Source organism: Gordonia sp. NPDC003585 (assembly GCF_040610755.1).
Taxonomy (GTDB): domain Bacteria; phylum Actinomycetota; class Actinomycetes; order Mycobacteriales; family Mycobacteriaceae; genus Gordonia.
Window position 1 is genome coordinate 1 of sequence record NZ_JBEXMX010000006.1, and the last position, 15631, is coordinate 15631.

General features: G+C 66.4%; 15 protein-coding genes. 5 read left to right on the forward strand and 10 right to left on the reverse strand.

The genetic code is table 11. The features are described from left to right. Positions 1-170 precede the first annotated feature (170 nt). Both ABZW74_RS02495 and ABZW74_RS02500 read right to left on the reverse strand, forming a co-directional pair. The gene (locus ABZW74_RS02495) at positions 171-1031 is read right to left on the reverse strand and encodes a ribokinase (protein WP_240861002.1); all 861 of its coding nucleotides are present in this window, start codon (positions 1029-1031) and stop codon (positions 171-173) included. Beyond that, entirely contained in the window at positions 1028-1789 is a 762-nt protein-coding gene (locus tag ABZW74_RS02500; RefSeq protein WP_240860999.1) for an MBL fold metallo-hydrolase, read from the reverse strand. Before ABZW74_RS02500 ends, ABZW74_RS02495 begins: the two co-directional genes overlap by 4 nt. Positions 1790-1822: 33 nt before the next feature. On the opposite strand from ABZW74_RS02500, the gene ABZW74_RS02505 reads away from it, so the two are divergent. Next, positions 1823-3790, forward strand: coding sequence for a phage holin family protein (locus tag ABZW74_RS02505; RefSeq protein ID WP_240860997.1), 1968 nt, complete (start codon positions 1823-1825; stop codon positions 3788-3790). A 395-nt stretch (positions 3791-4185) separates the two neighbouring features. Here ABZW74_RS02505 and ABZW74_RS02510 read toward each other — a convergent pair whose 3' ends face one another. Both ABZW74_RS02510 and ABZW74_RS02515 read right to left on the reverse strand, forming a co-directional pair. After that, positions 4186-4962, reverse strand: coding sequence for an enoyl-CoA hydratase (locus tag ABZW74_RS02510; RefSeq protein ID WP_240860996.1), 777 nt, complete (start codon positions 4960-4962; stop codon positions 4186-4188). A gap of 11 nt (positions 4963-4973) precedes the next feature. Continuing rightward, on the reverse strand, positions 4974-6047 hold the full coding sequence (locus ABZW74_RS02515) for a 3-hydroxyisobutyryl-CoA hydrolase (protein ID WP_355273563.1): 1074 nt from the start codon (positions 6045-6047) through the stop codon (positions 4974-4976). Positions 6048-6192: 145 nt separating this feature from the next. On the opposite strand from ABZW74_RS02515, the gene ABZW74_RS02520 reads away from it, so the two are divergent. Then, on the forward strand, positions 6193-7083 hold the full coding sequence (locus ABZW74_RS02520; protein ID WP_240860992.1) for a siderophore-interacting protein: 891 nt from the start codon (positions 6193-6195) through the stop codon (positions 7081-7083). A gap of 142 nt (positions 7084-7225) precedes the next feature. Further along, on the forward strand, positions 7226-7696 hold the full coding sequence (locus tag ABZW74_RS02525; protein ID WP_240860989.1) for a hypothetical protein: 471 nt from the start codon (positions 7226-7228) through the stop codon (positions 7694-7696). Between the two features lie 30 nt (positions 7697-7726). Here ABZW74_RS02525 and ABZW74_RS02530 read toward each other — a convergent pair whose 3' ends face one another. The 3 genes from ABZW74_RS02530 to ABZW74_RS02540 all read right to left on the reverse strand — a co-directional run bounded on the left by ABZW74_RS02530 (position 7727) and on the right by ABZW74_RS02540 (position 10101). Then, positions 7727-8629, reverse strand: a complete 903-nt coding sequence (locus tag ABZW74_RS02530; protein ID WP_240860987.1) for an SDR family oxidoreductase — start codon at positions 8627-8629, stop codon at positions 7727-7729. Between the two features lie 100 nt (positions 8630-8729). Then, entirely contained in the window at positions 8730-9596 is an 867-nt protein-coding gene (locus ABZW74_RS02535; RefSeq protein ID WP_240860985.1) for an SDR family oxidoreductase, read from the reverse strand. Positions 9597-9621: 25 nt separating this feature from the next. After that, positions 9622-10101: a MarR family transcriptional regulator gene (locus tag ABZW74_RS02540; RefSeq protein ID WP_355273568.1), complete on the reverse strand. Its 480-nt coding sequence runs from the start codon at positions 10099-10101 to the stop codon at positions 9622-9624. Between the two features lie 103 nt (positions 10102-10204). Here ABZW74_RS02540 and ABZW74_RS02545 point away from each other — a divergent pair, with 103 nt between their 5' ends. Continuing rightward, complete coding sequence (locus tag ABZW74_RS02545; protein WP_355273571.1) at positions 10205-11698, forward strand: MFS transporter; 1494 nt, start codon at positions 10205-10207, stop codon at positions 11696-11698. Here the strand turns inward: ABZW74_RS02545 and ABZW74_RS02550 are convergent. After that, positions 11674-12585 (reverse strand): oxygenase MpaB family protein, encoded by a 912-nt coding sequence (locus tag ABZW74_RS02550; RefSeq protein ID WP_355273713.1) that lies wholly within the window; start codon positions 12583-12585, stop codon positions 11674-11676. The two genes, ABZW74_RS02545 and ABZW74_RS02550, sit on opposite strands and share 25 nt — an antisense overlap. 84 nt (positions 12586-12669) lie before the next feature. Here ABZW74_RS02550 and ABZW74_RS02555 point away from each other — a divergent pair, with 84 nt between their 5' ends. Then, positions 12670-13260, forward strand: a complete 591-nt coding sequence (locus ABZW74_RS02555; RefSeq protein ID WP_240860981.1) for a TetR/AcrR family transcriptional regulator — start codon at positions 12670-12672, stop codon at positions 13258-13260. A gap of 5 nt (positions 13261-13265) precedes the next feature. On the opposite strand, the gene ABZW74_RS02560 is transcribed toward ABZW74_RS02555, so the two are convergent. Both ABZW74_RS02560 and ABZW74_RS02565 read right to left on the reverse strand, forming a co-directional pair. Continuing rightward, a complete protein-coding gene (locus tag ABZW74_RS02560) occupies positions 13266-14603 on the reverse strand; it encodes an FAD-dependent oxidoreductase (protein ID WP_355273574.1) in 1338 nt (445 codons plus the stop codon). A 16-nt stretch (positions 14604-14619) separates the two neighbouring features. Further along, positions 14620-15612 carry a Gfo/Idh/MocA family oxidoreductase gene (locus tag ABZW74_RS02565; protein WP_355273577.1) on the reverse strand — a complete coding sequence of 331 codons (993 nt, stop codon included), beginning with the start codon at positions 15610-15612 and terminating at the stop codon, positions 14620-14622. Positions 15613-15631 lie beyond the last annotated feature (19 nt).

The following is a 15631-nucleotide window of genomic DNA, read 5'->3' on the forward strand; positions in this document are numbered from 1 at the left end:
AAAACCGGGAAACCCTACGACGAAACCACCGCCTGGGCACACCGCAACGACCAAGCCGCTTGACAACTTGGACCCCTGGGATGTCTTCGAGGCTCGTCGCTAGCGCTCCTCACATCTCAGCCAGCAGAGGGGAACTCAGCCGGCGAGCGTCGTCAACCAGCGGTGGGGACTCAGCCGGTGGAGCGCCCGGCGAGGAACGCCGTCGCGGCGTGTGCGGCGTCACGGGCGGCCGTGTGCAGACCCGTTCCGACGGCGAGCCCGGCGGCGAGCACACCCGCGAAATGGTCTCCCGCGCCGGTAGTGTCGGAGACCGGGACGCGATCCACCTCGACCGTCGATGTACGTACGGAATCGGCCACCACCACCCCGGCTGCGCCGAGGGTGATCACCACGGACTTCGACAACGAACACAGATCCCGCGCAACCGCTTCCGGGTCTGCCGAGACCTGCTGCGCCGAACACTGGGTGAAGTACGCGGCTTCGATCTCGTTGACCACCACAGGATCAGCGGCTGCGAGCACGGACTCCGGCAGCGCCGCAACCGGACTCGGGTTCAGCACAAACCGGCATCCACAATCGTGAGCCCATTGCGCAATCGAGTCAGTCACCGCCATCGGCGACTCCAGTTGTGTCAGAACAATACTCGGTCCGGCCTCATCGAGGGCCGCCCGCACCGCCTCGGGCGTCAGCAGGGAATTCGCCCCGGACACCACGACGATGCGGTTGTCGGCCGCCGCATCGACCTCGATGATCGCTCGGCCGCTGACCTCGTCGACCGTCACCACATGACGAACGTCGACACCGCCGGCCCGCGCCGCATCGAGCATCCGGCGCCCGGTGTCGTCGTCCCCGACCGCACCGATCAACGACGTCGGCACCAGACTCGCTGCGGCCATCGCCTGGTTGGCCCCTTTGCCACCGGGCCGTTCGATCAGTGTCGTACCCAGAACCGTCTCGCCGAGATCCGGTAACCGCTCGACCCGCACCACGAGGTCCATGTTCAACGTGCCGACCACCACCACCCGGCTCATGAGAGTTGCTCCCCCGGTTGGAGTTCGACGGCCTCTATGCCATTGCGACGCGCAAGCTCCACGAACTGGGCGCCCGGCGAAGAGAACCGCTCGGGCCGCACCCGCGACAGACCGATCGGCCACAGGGTTCCGAAATGGATCGGCACCGACCGTCGGGCGCGCACCACTTCGGCGGCCACCGTCGCCCGTTCCGGATTCATGTGCCCCTCACCGAGGGTCGGCCCCCACCCGGCGACCGGCAACAGGGCCAGATCCACATCACGCACCCAGTCGTGCAGGTCGGCATAGACGTCGGTGTCGCCGGCGAAGTAGGTGGTCGCATCCCCGGTCACCACGTACCCGAGCGCCGGTGTGGTGTGGTCGCCGCGCCGCCAGCGTCGGCCGTCGTGATCGGCCGGAACCGCGCGGATGGTGACCTGCCCGATCCGCACCTCGTCGCCGGGGCTCACCTCGATCAGCTCGTTGCCCAACCGCCGCAGTGAGGTCAGGGCGTCGGGAGCGCCGCGGGGCACCACGATCGGAACCTGCTCGCGCACAAGCCGCAACGACGGCAGGTGCGTGTGGTCGGCGTGCAAGTGCGACAGCACCACCACATCCGGGTCGAACACGCCGGGCCCGGACGGATTCTCGCCTCGGCGGCGCCTCAGATGGACCAGGCGCGAGGTCAGCACCGGATCGGTGAGCACCCGGGTACCGCGGTCCTCGATCAACGCGGTCGCGTGTCCCAGCCAGCGCAGGCGGGGCAGCGGGGAATTCACCCCAGTAGTCTCCCAGACGAGCGAAAGGATTCCATGCGCACCACCGCGACAATCTTCCGAGGGTTCGTCGAATTCCTCATCCTGTGGATCACCTCTGCGCTGGCCATCCTCGCCCTCGACAAGATCCTCGACGGCATCACCCTGCAGTCCTCCGACGTCGGCGTCACGGCGTTGGCAACGCTGCCGGCGGCGATGATCCTGGCCCTGGTGTTCGGCGTGCTCAACACCGCGCTGTGGCCGATCGCGGTGCGACTGATGTCGTGGGGCGGCCCGCTCCTCCTGTTCTTGATGACCTTCGTGACCAGCGGCTTGATCCTGGTCCTCGCGCTGTACCTGGTGCCGGTCGCCGAGATCGACCATCCGTTCAGCGCCTTCTTGATGGCGCTACCGCTGTCCTTGATCAGCTCGCTGATCGGCGGTGCGGTGGCCTCCCGGTCCGACACCGCCTACCGCCTGATGCTGGTTCGGCGCCAACGTTTTCGCCTACGGCGCGAACCCCGGCCGGCCGACGAGACGCCCGGTTTGCTCTGCATCCAGATCGACGGTCTCGGCCACGGTGTGCTGCGTCGCGCGATCGCCGACGGGGTGACCCCCACCCTGGCGAAATTGGTCCGCGAGTCGCACACGCTCATTCCTTGGCACACGGACTGGAGCAGCCAGACCGGCGCGACCCAACTCGGCATCCTGCACGGCAGCAACCACAACGTCCCCGCGTTCCGCTGGTACGACAAGTCGACCGGTCACACGTCGGTGTTCAGCAACCCCCGTGACAACGAACTGCGTGAGGAAGAACGCGCCGAGATCCCCGGACTGCTCGCCACGGACGGCGCCAGCCGCGGCAACCTCTTCACCGGGGGAGCCGCCGACAACGTGCTGGTGGTCAGCCGTATGCGCGGCGCTCGACTCGGCGGCGGCGCGGGCTACACGTCGTACTTCCTTGACCCGTCCAATGCGCTGCGCACCGTGCTCGGGATGATCGCCGAGATCGCTCGCGAGTTGCGACAATCCGCGCATCAACGCCGACGCGACATCCTGCCCCGCGTCCCTCGGGGCGGTGTCTACCCGTTTGTCCGGGCGTTCACCACCGTCCTGGCCACCGACATGACCGTCTCGGCCGTCGTCCGCGACATGATCCAGGGCCGCAGCATCATCTACGCCGACCTCATCGGGTACGACGAGGTGTCGCACCACTCGGGGATCTCCCGGCCCGAGACGCTGTCGGTGCTGACTCGAGTCGACGAGACCATCCGCCTGCTGCTCGCCGCGGCAGCGCAGGCCGACCGCGACTATCGCGTCGTCGTGCTCTCCGACCACGGTCAGAGTCAGGGCGCCACCTTTCGGCAACGCTACGGCGAAAGTCTCGCGCAACTGACCGGTCGACTGTGCGGCCACTCCGTGGAGCAGCCGCGCAAGAAGGCCGAATCCGAGGGCGGCCTGTACGCGGCCGCGAGCGTCAATGCCGCCGCGGAATCCGAACCCGCGCAGGCGAGGACGCCGGTGGTGTTGGGCTCGGGGAACCTGGGGCTGATCAGCTTCCCCGCCGTCGACGGCCGCGCCGACACCGATGCAATCGAGGACCGATACCCGGGACTCCTCGACGCGCTGCGAACCCACCCCGGCATCGGGTTCCTCCTCGTCGCCCGCCCCGACGGCTCCTCGGTGGTGCTCGGCGCCGACGGTAGCGTCGACGTCGCTTCCGGGGTGGTCACCGGCGTCGACCCGCTGCAGCATTTCGGCGACGATGCCCTCGACAAGGTCCGTCGCACCGACGGTTTCGACAATGTCGCGGACGTCATGGTCGGCGGTGCCTACTGGCCCGAGACCGACGAGGTCGCGGCCTTCGAAGAGCAGGTTGGTTCACATGGCGGCATGGGCGGTCCCCAGAGCACCCCGTTCCTGCTGTATCCCGCCGACCTTCCGGCGCCCGACGACCCGGTGCACGGCGCCCAGAGCGTGCACCGGATTCTGGCCGGCTGGCGCGACCACCCGCTCCCTACCTGACTCGAACGGTCCCACCCGCTCCCTGAGCCTGACTCGAACGGTCCCACCCGCTCCCTGAACCTGACCCGAACGGTCCCACCCGCTCCCTGAACCTGACCCGAACGGTCCCACCCGCTCCCTGAACCTGACCCGAACGGTCCCACCCGCTCCCTGAGGTGCGACGAGCGCTAGCGAGGAGCCTCGAAGGGCCTGGTGAGACAAGCACTTTCGTCGACCACATGCTGACACCGTGCCCTCGATGCCGTGCACTCACGGTGATTGCGCCAACGAGTCACGTCACCAGGCCTTCGAGGCTCTCGGCTGGCGCCTCGAGCACCTCAGGCAGCGTAGGTTGGCTCCGTTTCCACAGATCCAGGCTGTGCGACGACGCTGCCCGGTCGCTTCCACAATCTGGATCAACGGTGGGTGAACTTCGGCTCCCGCTTGTCGACGAACGCCGCCATCCCTTCGGTCTGGTCGTCGGTGGCGAAGGTCGAGTAGAACAACGCCCGTTCGGCGCGAACCCCTTCGGCGAGGCCCGATTCGAAGGCGCGATTGACGGCGTCCTTGGCCGCCGCCGACGCGATGAGCGACTTGGCGGCGATCGTCTCGGCGACCTCGATGGCGGTACTGCGGCACTCCTCGGTCGGCACCACACGCGACACCAGCCCGGCGCGTTCGGCCTCGTCGACCTTCATCTGGCGCCCGGTGAGCACCATGTCCATCGCCTTGGATTTACCGACGGCCCGTGTGAGTCGTTGTGAGCCACCGATTCCCGGAATGACACCCAGGTTGATCTCGGGCTGCCCGAACACCGCGTTCTCGCCGGCGATGATGAAGTCACACAGCATCGCAAGCTCACACCCGCCACCCAGCGCGTAGCCGGTGACCGCGGCGATGATCGGGGTCCGCGTCCGCGACAGCTCATCCCAACTGCCGAAGTACCGCTCGTTCACCACGTCGGCGTAGGTCTTCGACGACATCTCCTTGATGTCGGCTCCGGCCGCGAAGGCCCGCTCCGAACCCGTGATGACGATCGCGCCGATGCCCTCGTCGACGTCGAAACCCTGGACCGCACCGACGACTTCGTTCATCAGTTCGGTGTTGAGCGCGTTGAGCGCCTTGGGCCGGTTGAGGGTGATGATCCCGACCCGGCCGGAACGCTCGATGATGATGGTCTGCAACTCGGACACTGAGGTTCTCCCTATGATTCGGCGGTGATTTCGCTGTCGAAGGTCAGTTCGTGCGGCAACGGTTCGAAGAACTTGTCCACATCGCCCGACGAAACATTCTGCGCCCAAGCAGGGTTGCGATCTTTGTCGATGACCTGAGCGCGGATACCCTCGGCCATGTCGGGGTGCAGCAGGCATCGCAGCGACACGCGATACTCACGCTTGAGGGTCTCTTCGAGGGAGTCGTCGCCGGCGGCCTGCTGCAGCGAGCGCAGCGTGACCGCGGTGGCGGTCGGACTCTTGGCCGCAATCGCGTCGGCCACCTTGTCGGCCTCCGGGGTTCCGACCGCGCGGAGTGCATCCACGATTTCCGGGACTGTGTCGGCGGCAAAGGCTTTCGAGATCCAATTGGCCTGCTCGGTGAGCGGCGAGGGGGGCGCAGCGGTGGTGAACGCATCGAGCGCAGCCGCCAGGCCCTCGGTGCCGATCGCCGTCCGGAAGTCGTCGAGATGCTCGGCGGGGACGAAGTGGTCGGCGAGACCGAGTGCGATCGCGTCGGCACCCTTGAGCGGGTTGGCGGTCAGGCCCGCATAACGGCCCAGGTTGTCAGGGACGCGGGAAAGCAGATGCGTACCACCGACATCCGGCACGAACCCGATGCCGACCTCGGGCATCGCCAGCCGGGTGCGGTCGGTGACGATGCGGGTGTTGCCGTGCGCCGAGATACCCACGCCGCCACCCATGACGATGCCGTCCATCAGGGCGACGTAAGGCTTCGGGAAGCGGGCGATCTCCGCATTGAGCCGATACTCGTCGAACCAGAACTTGGCCGACGGCGACTGTTCGGCGTGTTCGTCACCCGCGGCCGGGTCACCGCTGAGAGCAGCCGCGTCGCGGTGGATCGCCACAATGTCGCCGCCCGCGCACAGTCCACGCTCACCCGCTCCGGACACCACCACCACGTCCACCGAGTCGTCGGCCGCCCACTCGTCGAGCAGTCGCGCCATCTCGAGCGCCATCTGGTGGTCGAGTGCGTTGATCGACTTCGGCCGATTGAGCACCAGGTAGGCGGCCGAACCGATCCTCTCGGTGAGCACGGACGTCACGGCGTCTCCTCTCTGAGCCTGCGATTCGACCTAGATACTTGCATATCCAAGTAAATGTGTCCACGGGCGGGCACTCTTCGCTGATCGAGCCGACACCGAGCCGCCAGGCGAGGAGTCGTGTCGAGGTCACGTCTACGGTTGCCCCATGAGCTACTCGAAGGCAGTCGTCCGTGACGTGGCGGAACTCGGGCCGCGGTTCCTCCGAATCCTCTTCGACGTCGCCGACCTCGACCACCTCGCGCTGCCCGGCAACTCCGACGAGGCGGTCGGGCTCTGGGTCCCGTCGCCCGGCGAGCACTCCGTCCCCGCGATGACCGAACGTAACGGCGTCTGGGCCTACCACGACACCGAGAACACCCCGGAAGGCCGGAACTACTCGATTCGCGCCGTCGACCGCGCCGCGAGGACGGTCACCGTCGACGTCGTGGTGCATGCCGCTGGTCCGATCACCGAGTTCGCGCAACGCGCGCGTCCCGGCGACGAGGTCGCGATGTCGCACGCTCGCAGTTGGTACCACCCACCGGCCGACACCGACTGGTACGTGTACGCCGCCGATCTGGCCGGACTGCCCGCGCTCGCCCGCATCCTCACCGAATCGTCCATCCTCACCGAATCGTCACGGCCCGCCGCGCAGACCATCGTCGTCGTCGAGGTGGTCGACCCGGTCGATCTCGAGTTGCTTCCCGAGCACGACGGTCTGATCACCATCGTCGGCGGCAACGGTCACGGCCCGAGTGGGCTCGCCGACGCCGTGCGGGAGTGTGCGTTCCCGGCCGGCCGCGGGTACTGCTGGTTCGCCGGCGAGGCGGCGCAGTCGCGTGCCGTGCGCAAGCATCTTCGAGGCGAACTCCGTTGGAGCCGAGACCAATACGACATCATCGGCTACTGGCGATCCGAAGGCGAGCGCTGGGCCAAGGAGTACGAGAAGCACGGCACCGAACTGCTCGCCGTCTACGAGAAGGCGATCGCCGACGGCAAGGGCACCAAGGTGGCCGGCGAGGAGTTCGACGAGGCACTCGAACGCGCGGGCCTCTGACCCACCGTGTCCCCCGATTGGTGGAGGCGGCAATCCACCGACCGATCAGCCGGTGAGCGGAATCCGCACGAGGACTCCTCAGAGCAGAGTCATGGGTGTCACCGGGACCACCAACCCGGCCCACACACCAAGGAGCACACTCATGATCACCAAGACCCGCCGCATCACTGCCGGAGTCGCTGCCGTGGCCGCGACCGCCGGCATCGGATTCGCCTGTGCCGGAGCCGCACACGCCGGCACCATGCCCGTCACCCGGCCCGGCGAGCCGACCGTCGCGATGACGATCACCAACCACACCAACAAGCCCGAATACCTGGTCGGGGCGACCGCCGGTCAGGGCGGTCAGTGGGTCAACGCACCGCAGCGCGTCCTCTACCCTGGGGCCAGCGAAACCGTCACCGCGGTCGCGCCGTTCGCGAACTCGCTGACCGTCGACGCGCAGTACCGGATCGGCCTGTTCGGCCCGACCGCCAACTACGAGATCGAGAACATGAAGCACAACACCAACACCGCGATGAGCGGCATCTGGGGACCGCGCGCCCAGAACTACTGGATGAACAACAGCATCAGCAGCCGCTACCCGACAGTGAACGTCGGATTCGATCAGTGGTGAAACTCGGGCGTTCGACGAGCGCGTGAACGGTCAAGATCTGGGGACGCTCCCCGACTCCAGATTGCGCGCGCTCGTCGAACGCCCCAATGCCGCCACCTCGGCGTCCATCCGGGGCAGGATCTCGGTGGACGCCGCACGGGTGGCGTTCTCGGCCACCCGTGACGTCAGCACTGGTTTGATCCACCGCAGGAGACCCACCCACCCAGGGACATTGATCCGCCGACTGCGACGAGAGATTCCCCGTACGAACGCTTTGACGCACACATCCGCGTCGATGGAGTGCTTCATCGGACCGGGTAACGTCGCCCGCATCTCGTCGAAAGTGGGCATGTCTGCTTGTGATTCACGCACCAGCGGGGTGTCGAGCCACGACATGTGAGCCGACCCGACGTCGACGCCCGTCGGCAGCAATTCGAGTCGCAACGCGTTGGCGAACTGTTCCACACCCGCCTTGCTCGCGTGATAGGCGGCGAGTCCGGGCACCACACCGTAGGCGGCCGACGACGAAACGATCAGGATATAGCCCTTGCGGTCGATGACAGAGGGCAAAGCCGCACGCACCGTGTGAAAGACGCCGGTGATGTTGATGTCGATGACCTTGCGGAACGTCGCCGGATCGATGCATTGAACCGAGCCGTACCCGCCGATACCCGCATTGGCGACCACCACGTCGACCCCGCCGAAGCGTTCGATCCCCTTCGCTGTCGCCACCTCGACCGCCGACAGGTCGGTCACATCGGCGATCGCGGTGAGCGCAGCGTCGCCCAACTCCGCCCCCAGGTCGTCGAGCGCGGGCGCGTCGACGTCGACCAGGATCAGCTTGGCACCTTGGGCGGCAAGCGCTTTGGCGGTTCCCCGACCGATTCCCTGTGCCGCGCCCGTGATCAGGACAACCTTGCCTCGCAGATTCGTGCCGCCTCGTCGCAGTTTCATGCGTGAATTATCCGCAATCTTCGTTGACTGTGCGTCGAATTTCGTTGATCGTGCACACGGCACGCACGGTCAACGGTTTGGGACGCACGGTCAACGGGGGTCAGTACTGCGCGACCTGGCCATCCTTGGGCGCTCGATACATGCGCCACAACAACTTCGGCATCGATCGCAATGGCAACGGCTTGGGCCAGTCGCGGGATCGGAGCAACGCCTCGGTCCCGCCGTCGACGGTGATGACGCTGCCGCACATGAAATCGGCGCTGTCGGACAGCATCAGCATCACCCAGGCCGCGAGCTGCTCGGGTGTTCCGTACTCCCGCACCGGCACCGGAAACGACCGCACGTTCTTGCCCTGCGCGCTGTTCAGTTGGGATTGCAGGAGCGGCGTCATCACCGGGCCCGGTGCGAGGACGTTCACCCGGATTCCCGCACCGGCCCAGTCCGGGCGCGTTCCGTGCAACCGACACCACTGCGTGACGGCCACCTTCGACGCCGCGTAGGCCGCGGGCGCCGACACCTGACCCCGCCGGCGAATCTGCCGCGCGGCGGCCTCGGTGTCACCGGCGATCAGGCGTCGTACCGCGCGATGGGGCACCAGCGGCGTCGACGTCGTCGAATTAGAACCGAAGACAACGACTTTCGCATTCGACGCGGACGCGAGCGCCGGCCGCCACGCCGTCAGGAGTTCGGTGACGCCGAGAACATTCACGTCGAGGATCGTCTGTTCCTGACCACGTTTCGGACCCAGCCCGGCCGCGAGCACCGCGCCGTCGAGCCGTCCCGAGCAGCGTTCGAGAACCGCCGACGCCGCGGCCGCCCGACCGTCGGCCGTCGACAGATCGGCGGCGATGTCCGCGTCGGTTCCGGGCCGATCGATGCCCAGAACGGTGTGCCCGGCCTCGGTCAACGATGCCGCCACCGCAGCACCCATCCCCGACGCCGCGCCGGTCACCGCATATGTGCCCATCAATTCCTCACTTGCTGCCGGTTCGTCACTTGGCGAGTCGGGTGTCGCGGTCCTGGCGATGCAGGACGCGGTCGTAGGCGTCGTTGTAGGCGCGGAGTTCGCGGAGCAGCGATTCGGGTGTCCCTGGTGCCAGGTCGGCGAAGACCTGCTCGAGTCGGCCCGCGCGCAGTGTGCCGTCGTGGATGAAGGCCTCGTGCCCACGAGTGGTCGGACGAATCCTGCGGCTCGGTGAACCCTCGACGTCGAACCGTTCGAGGTAGCCGTGTTTGATCGCAGCGTTCACCTGCCGGTTCACCGTCGACTGTTCGAGGTCGAGGTCGACGGTCAGCTGACGCAGGGTGCGCGGGCGTCCGTCGGACAGCAGCCACAGGATCGTGAAAGCCGAGTTGTCGAGGATCGAATCGGGATGGATGTTGACCTTGCGACGAGTCAACCGGAGCAACTCGTCGGCCAGATGGCCGTAGACCAGCACCGGCCAGAACGACGCGTCCTTCTCAGCCGCCATCCCGACCCAACTCCTTCGCACGGCGAATGTCCGATTCGCTGTATGTACGGTACATATGTAGCCTGCATACGTCGCCGGAAATGATGCCAGTGGAGTGTGCCGTATGACAAGCAAACCCGACCTCACCGTCGTCGACGACGCCGGCGTGCCCCACGCGGACACGACCCCGGCCGGCGCGATCGGCACGGTCGTCGTGCTGTGCGTCGCGGGTCTGATCGCGTCGCTGATGCAGACGCTGATCATCCCGATCCAGCCCGAACTCCCCACGCTCCTGGGTACCTCGATCTCGAGTGCGTCGTGGATCATCACCGCCACCCTGCTGGCCGCCGCGATCGCCATGCCGGTCGCCGGTCGCCTCGGCGACATGTTCGGCAAGCAGCGCATCATGATCGGCAGCGGAATCCTTCTGACGGTCGGATCGCTCGTCTGCGCGTTGAGCAATTCGGTGGTGCCGCTGGTGGCCGGTCGCGCGATCCAAGGTCTTGCCATGGGTCTGATCCCGGTGGGCATCAGCCTGATGCGTGAAGTGACCCCGCCTCGTCTGACGTCGATGGCGGTTGCCGCGATGAGCGCGACGCTGGGCGTAGGCGGCGGTGTCGGACTGCCGCTGGCCGCCTGGATCACCGAAGAGTGGAACTGGCACATGCTGTTCTGGGTGTCCACCGCGTTGGCCGTGGTGATCACCGTGCTGATCGTCCTCGTGGTACCCCATATCGCCGACGCTGCGGGTGGCCGATTCGACTATCTCGGTGCGCTCGGACTCGGTCTCGGTCTGGTGAGTGCGCTCATCGCCATCTCCAAGGGCAACGACTGGGGGTGGACCTCGGGCAGCACCCTCGGTCTCCTCGTCGGCGGCCTGGCGATCCTGGTCCTGTGGGGTTTCTACGAGGTTCGGCACCGCGAGCCCCTCGTCGACCTGCGGACCACCGCAAAGCCCGCGGTGCTGCTCACCAACCTGGCCGCCATCGCCATCGGCTTCGGCATGATGGCGCAGGCCATCGTGATCCCGGCCCTGCTGGAGACACCCGAGTTCACCGGGTACGGCCTCGGGCAGACCGTCTTCGCGGCAGGCCTGTGGATGGCACCCGGCGGCTTGACGATGATGCTGTTCGCCCCGGTGTCGGGGTTGCTCATCAACAAGATCGGCGCGAAGTACACCCTGGCCATCGGCGCCACCGTGCTGGGCGCCGGTTATCTTGTCGCCTTCTTCCTGATGAACTCGGCCTGGCAACTCGCGCTGGCATCGATCATCGGTTCCGCGGGCGTGGGTATCGGTTACGCGGCCATGCCGACCCTCATCATGGGCTCGGTGCCCATCACCGAGGCCGGTGCCGCGGTCGGACTCAACGGCCTGATGCGGTCCATCGGCACCACCGTCGCCTCCGCGGTGATGGCGCTCGTCCTGGCGAGTTCGACGACCGAGTACTTCGGCCGCGACTTCCCCGACCAGTCAACCTTCCACTGGTGCTTCGTGATCGCCGCCGCGGCAGCGTTCATCGGTGTCGCGATCACCCTGTGCATCCCGACCGCACGTCCGACAGCCGGCCCCCAAGCCGTGCGCCTCGCAGGCGATCAGCGCGTCGCAGCCGAGGCCTGAGATTCGACGGCCGTCTCCGACGGGGTGTGCTGCACGGGGCAGCCTTTCGCAAAGGTGCCCATCTTGTCGATCTGGAAACCGTTGGGGTAGCTCCGGATTCGCGGCATGTCGTGCACGTACTGCGGCTTGCGGCGGGACGGCAGGAACGACAGCAGCCGCGCCCTGGCCTTCAGTGCGCCACGCGACACCTTCCGTGCGATCTCGCCGGGATCCCGATAACCGAACGCCTCGATCAGGGGTTCGTCCATCAACGACCGGCTAAACACGTCGACGCCGCGTGCGGCGAAGCCGGGATAGAACGACGCCATCAGCTCCATCGTCGCATCCGCCACCCGCCGCGCGCCGGCGTCGAAGGCGAAGTGTTGCGCCTCGTAGGTGTCCATGAAATCGGCGAAGTCGTCGTAGGTGGTCGGGATGTCCTTGATGCCCATGTGCTTTCCCAGCGACTGGTAGTAGCGCACGGATGCCAAGATCTCGCCGTCGGTGAGGTCGCGCCAACCGAAATCGGCCAGCCACCTGCGCGGTACGACCACGAATGTGGACAGGACGTAACGGAAGTCGTCGTTGGAGATGTCGTACATGTGGTGCATCTGGTTGATCCGACGGATGGCGCTCTTTCCGCGCGCACTGTCGAATCCCTCGATCAGCGGCACCTCGAGCAGGATGCTCGTGTCGTCGTAGCGCTTCTGGGTGGACTCGGTGAAGGCGGCGGTCTCGTCGAGCAGTCGGCCGATGCTCGGTACGGCGTAGGTCCGGAAGAGCGCAAAGCTGAGTGCCTGGTTGATGTCCCACGGGAACTCGAGCGTCGACAGGTTGCGATAGATCTCGGTGTAGTCGGTCTCGGGATTCAACCCGGCATTCGGATGATTCTTGCGGGGATTCACCATGCGCACTGCGGTCTCCTTCGTCGCGTCCACAAAGCGTAAGTGAACTTATTGTTTTGTGCAACAGGTCACATCTACACTGAGTGGGTGGAATCGACGGAACGGCGGCGGACGACGCCCTCGCACACTGCCAAGGTTCGCTACCTCGAGGCCGGGCTGCTGATCCTCGCCGAACAGGGGCATGCCGGGCTCAAGCTCGCGACGGTCTGCGGTTCGGTGGGCGCAACGACCGGGTCGTTCTATCACGCTTTTCCCAGCTGGGGCACGTACACCGCGGCTCTGATCCGATACTGGCGCGCCGAGAAGAGCCAACGATTAATCGCCGACGCGACCTCCGTCGCCGACCCGCTGGAACGTCTCACCTTCCTCACCGGCATCGCGTTGCGATTGCCCCACGACACCGAGGCCGCCATCCGCGTCTGGGCCGACCGCGACCCCGAGGTGCGCGCGATCCAGGCCGAGGTCGACGAGGAACGCCGCAGCTACATCGCCGACACCCTGGCCGCCGTCACCGGCGATCGGGAGCAGGCCGAACTGCACTCGAGAGCCGCCATGTACCTGCTCGTCGGCTACGAGAACGGCTCGCAACGATCCCTCCGGGCACTCGACTGGGCCCTGCAGAGCCTGCTCTCCCAGGTGCTCGCCGAATCCGGACTGACTGCGGCCCCACCCCAATAGGTCGCCTATCGCCCGAGGATCACGTCGACCGCGCGGGCGGCGCTCTGGCACGCGCCCTCCATGGTCGTGGTCCAGTCGGTCCGGGTCCAGTCACCGGCCAGAGCGAGACCGCGTACCGCGGTGCGTTGGTCGGGACGAATGCCCGCGGTGCCGGGTCGTTGCGCGAATGTCGATTTCGGCATGCGCACCACATGGCTGTGAATCACCTTGGCGCCCTTGGCACCCGGATAGTATTTGCGCAGCATGTCCATCTGGATGTCGGTGATCTCGACATTGGACTTCTGTGTCAGCTCGTAGGCGGCCGACACCGTCGTCGAATAGAAGTGGTTCTCCGTGGCGTCGCGGCCATGCATCCGCTGGCGGTCCCAAACCTGTTCCAGGACACCCTCTCCCCCGTAGAGGATCTCGCCCCAGTCCGACATCCCGATCGAGCGGTCGAGGTAAAGATTGACACTCACGATCGGCACCGGAGTCAGGGCTTGCGCTGCGGCATAGATCTTTTCGTGACCGGGCACCTGGTCCAGCAGACCGGCGATGTTCCAGACCGGGACCGCGCAGACGACGGCATCGGCAGCGATGTGTTCGCCGCCGACCAGCGTCACACCGGTCACGGCCCCGTCGGCGACATCGACGGACGAGACGACGGCCCGGTGTCGGACGTCGACACCCGCGTCGGCAAACTTCTTCTCCGCGCCATCGATGAACAGGGTGTCGAGATCGACTGTGGGATAACCGATCGAGATCGGCGTCTTGGTTGCACGGGCCCGTCGCATGCCGGTCACCAACAGGCCTGCGGGCACCTTGGCCGAGGAGATGTCGGGCTTGTCGCCGGTCAGTCCGATCACGATGCCGTCCCACAGCGCGTCGCGTGCCGATTGGGGCATACCGATGCGGCGGAACCATTCGTCGGCGGTGACGTCGTCGAGCCACGCCGGTTGTCGTAGTGCCTGCCGGATCAGTGTCGCCTGCGCCCGCGCGGTCCGCAGTTTGTCCAACCCCTTCACACCCGGCAGGTCACCGAGCGCCGTCCGCAGGCCGGACACTCCCGAGAACGACGACGTGCGGGTTTCCCCGCCGGGCATCCGCATCGTCATGTGACCCGGAAACGCCACATGCTTGCGGGTGCCGACACTGTCCAGATACCGCATCAGGTGCTCGTAGCCGCTGGCGAAGACGTGTTGCCCGTTGTCGGGTACGTCGTCGACCGCGGCCAGCGGCATCGAGATGGTTCGACCACCGAGCGATCCCCGACGCTCCAGCAACGTCACCCGATGACCGGCTTCGGCGAGCCACACCGCCGACGCCAGACCCGCCAGTCCTCCACCCACGACCACACAATGCATGGACCGAGGGTAATTGTCAGGCGTGACCGAAGCGAGACGAATCGGTATGAATCGTCTCAACCACTCGAAGGGTCGCCCTGGTCCCGGCATGATCGCGTTCCGGGGTGTCGGCGCCGGAGATCAGATCGGCGAATCGTCGTATCTCGTGCTCCATGTTGTTGTGCGGCACGTCGAGCTCGTAGTCGCGCTGCACACCGTCGAGGCTGGTCACCGTGGCTGTTCGCGGTTCGGCGACGTGGTCGAAGGTGATGGTGCCGCGCTCTCCCTGAATCTCGTTGACGCGGTTCGACGCGGTGATCTTCGAGTAGGACAGATCCACAATGAAGCCGTCGTAGATTGCGAGCGCGGCCCCTGCTCCATCTGCACCACCGGGAATGGGGATCGCTGCACCGAGCACCCGGTCGGGTTCGCCGAAAAGGTGGATCATCGCGGCGATCGGATACACCCCGAGGTCGTATAGCGCACCGCCGGCCAGCGCGGGGTCGAAGATGTTGACGCGCTCACCGGCGAGTACTTTGTCGTAGCGCGCCGACCGCTGGCAGTAGGCAAACGATGCTCGACGCAACACGCCGATCTCGGGAAGCAGTTCGGCCAGCGCAGCCATTGCCGGGTCGTACACATTGCGGATCGCCTCCAGCACGATGACGTCTGCCGCCGACGCCGCCGCCGCCAGCTCGTCGAACTCTGCGACGGTCGGAAATGCGGGCTTCTCGACGAGGACGTGCTTGCCCGCACCGATCGCCTGGAGCGCCTGGTCGTGATGAATGCCGTTGGGAGAGGCGATGTACACGGCGTCGACGTCGGCCGACGCGAGCAATCCGTCGAGATCGGCACTCGACTGCGCAATCCCCGTCTCGGCGGCGAACTGCGCTGCGTGTTCGGAGTTGCGCGAGTAGGCGGTCGCGACCTGCACTGCCGGCACCTGCGCAGCAGCGTCGAGGAAGGTACGGGTGATGGTCGACGTCCCGATGGTGGCGATGCGGATCATGTGGTCAATTGTTGCCCTCACGAGGCCGACACTCACCGAC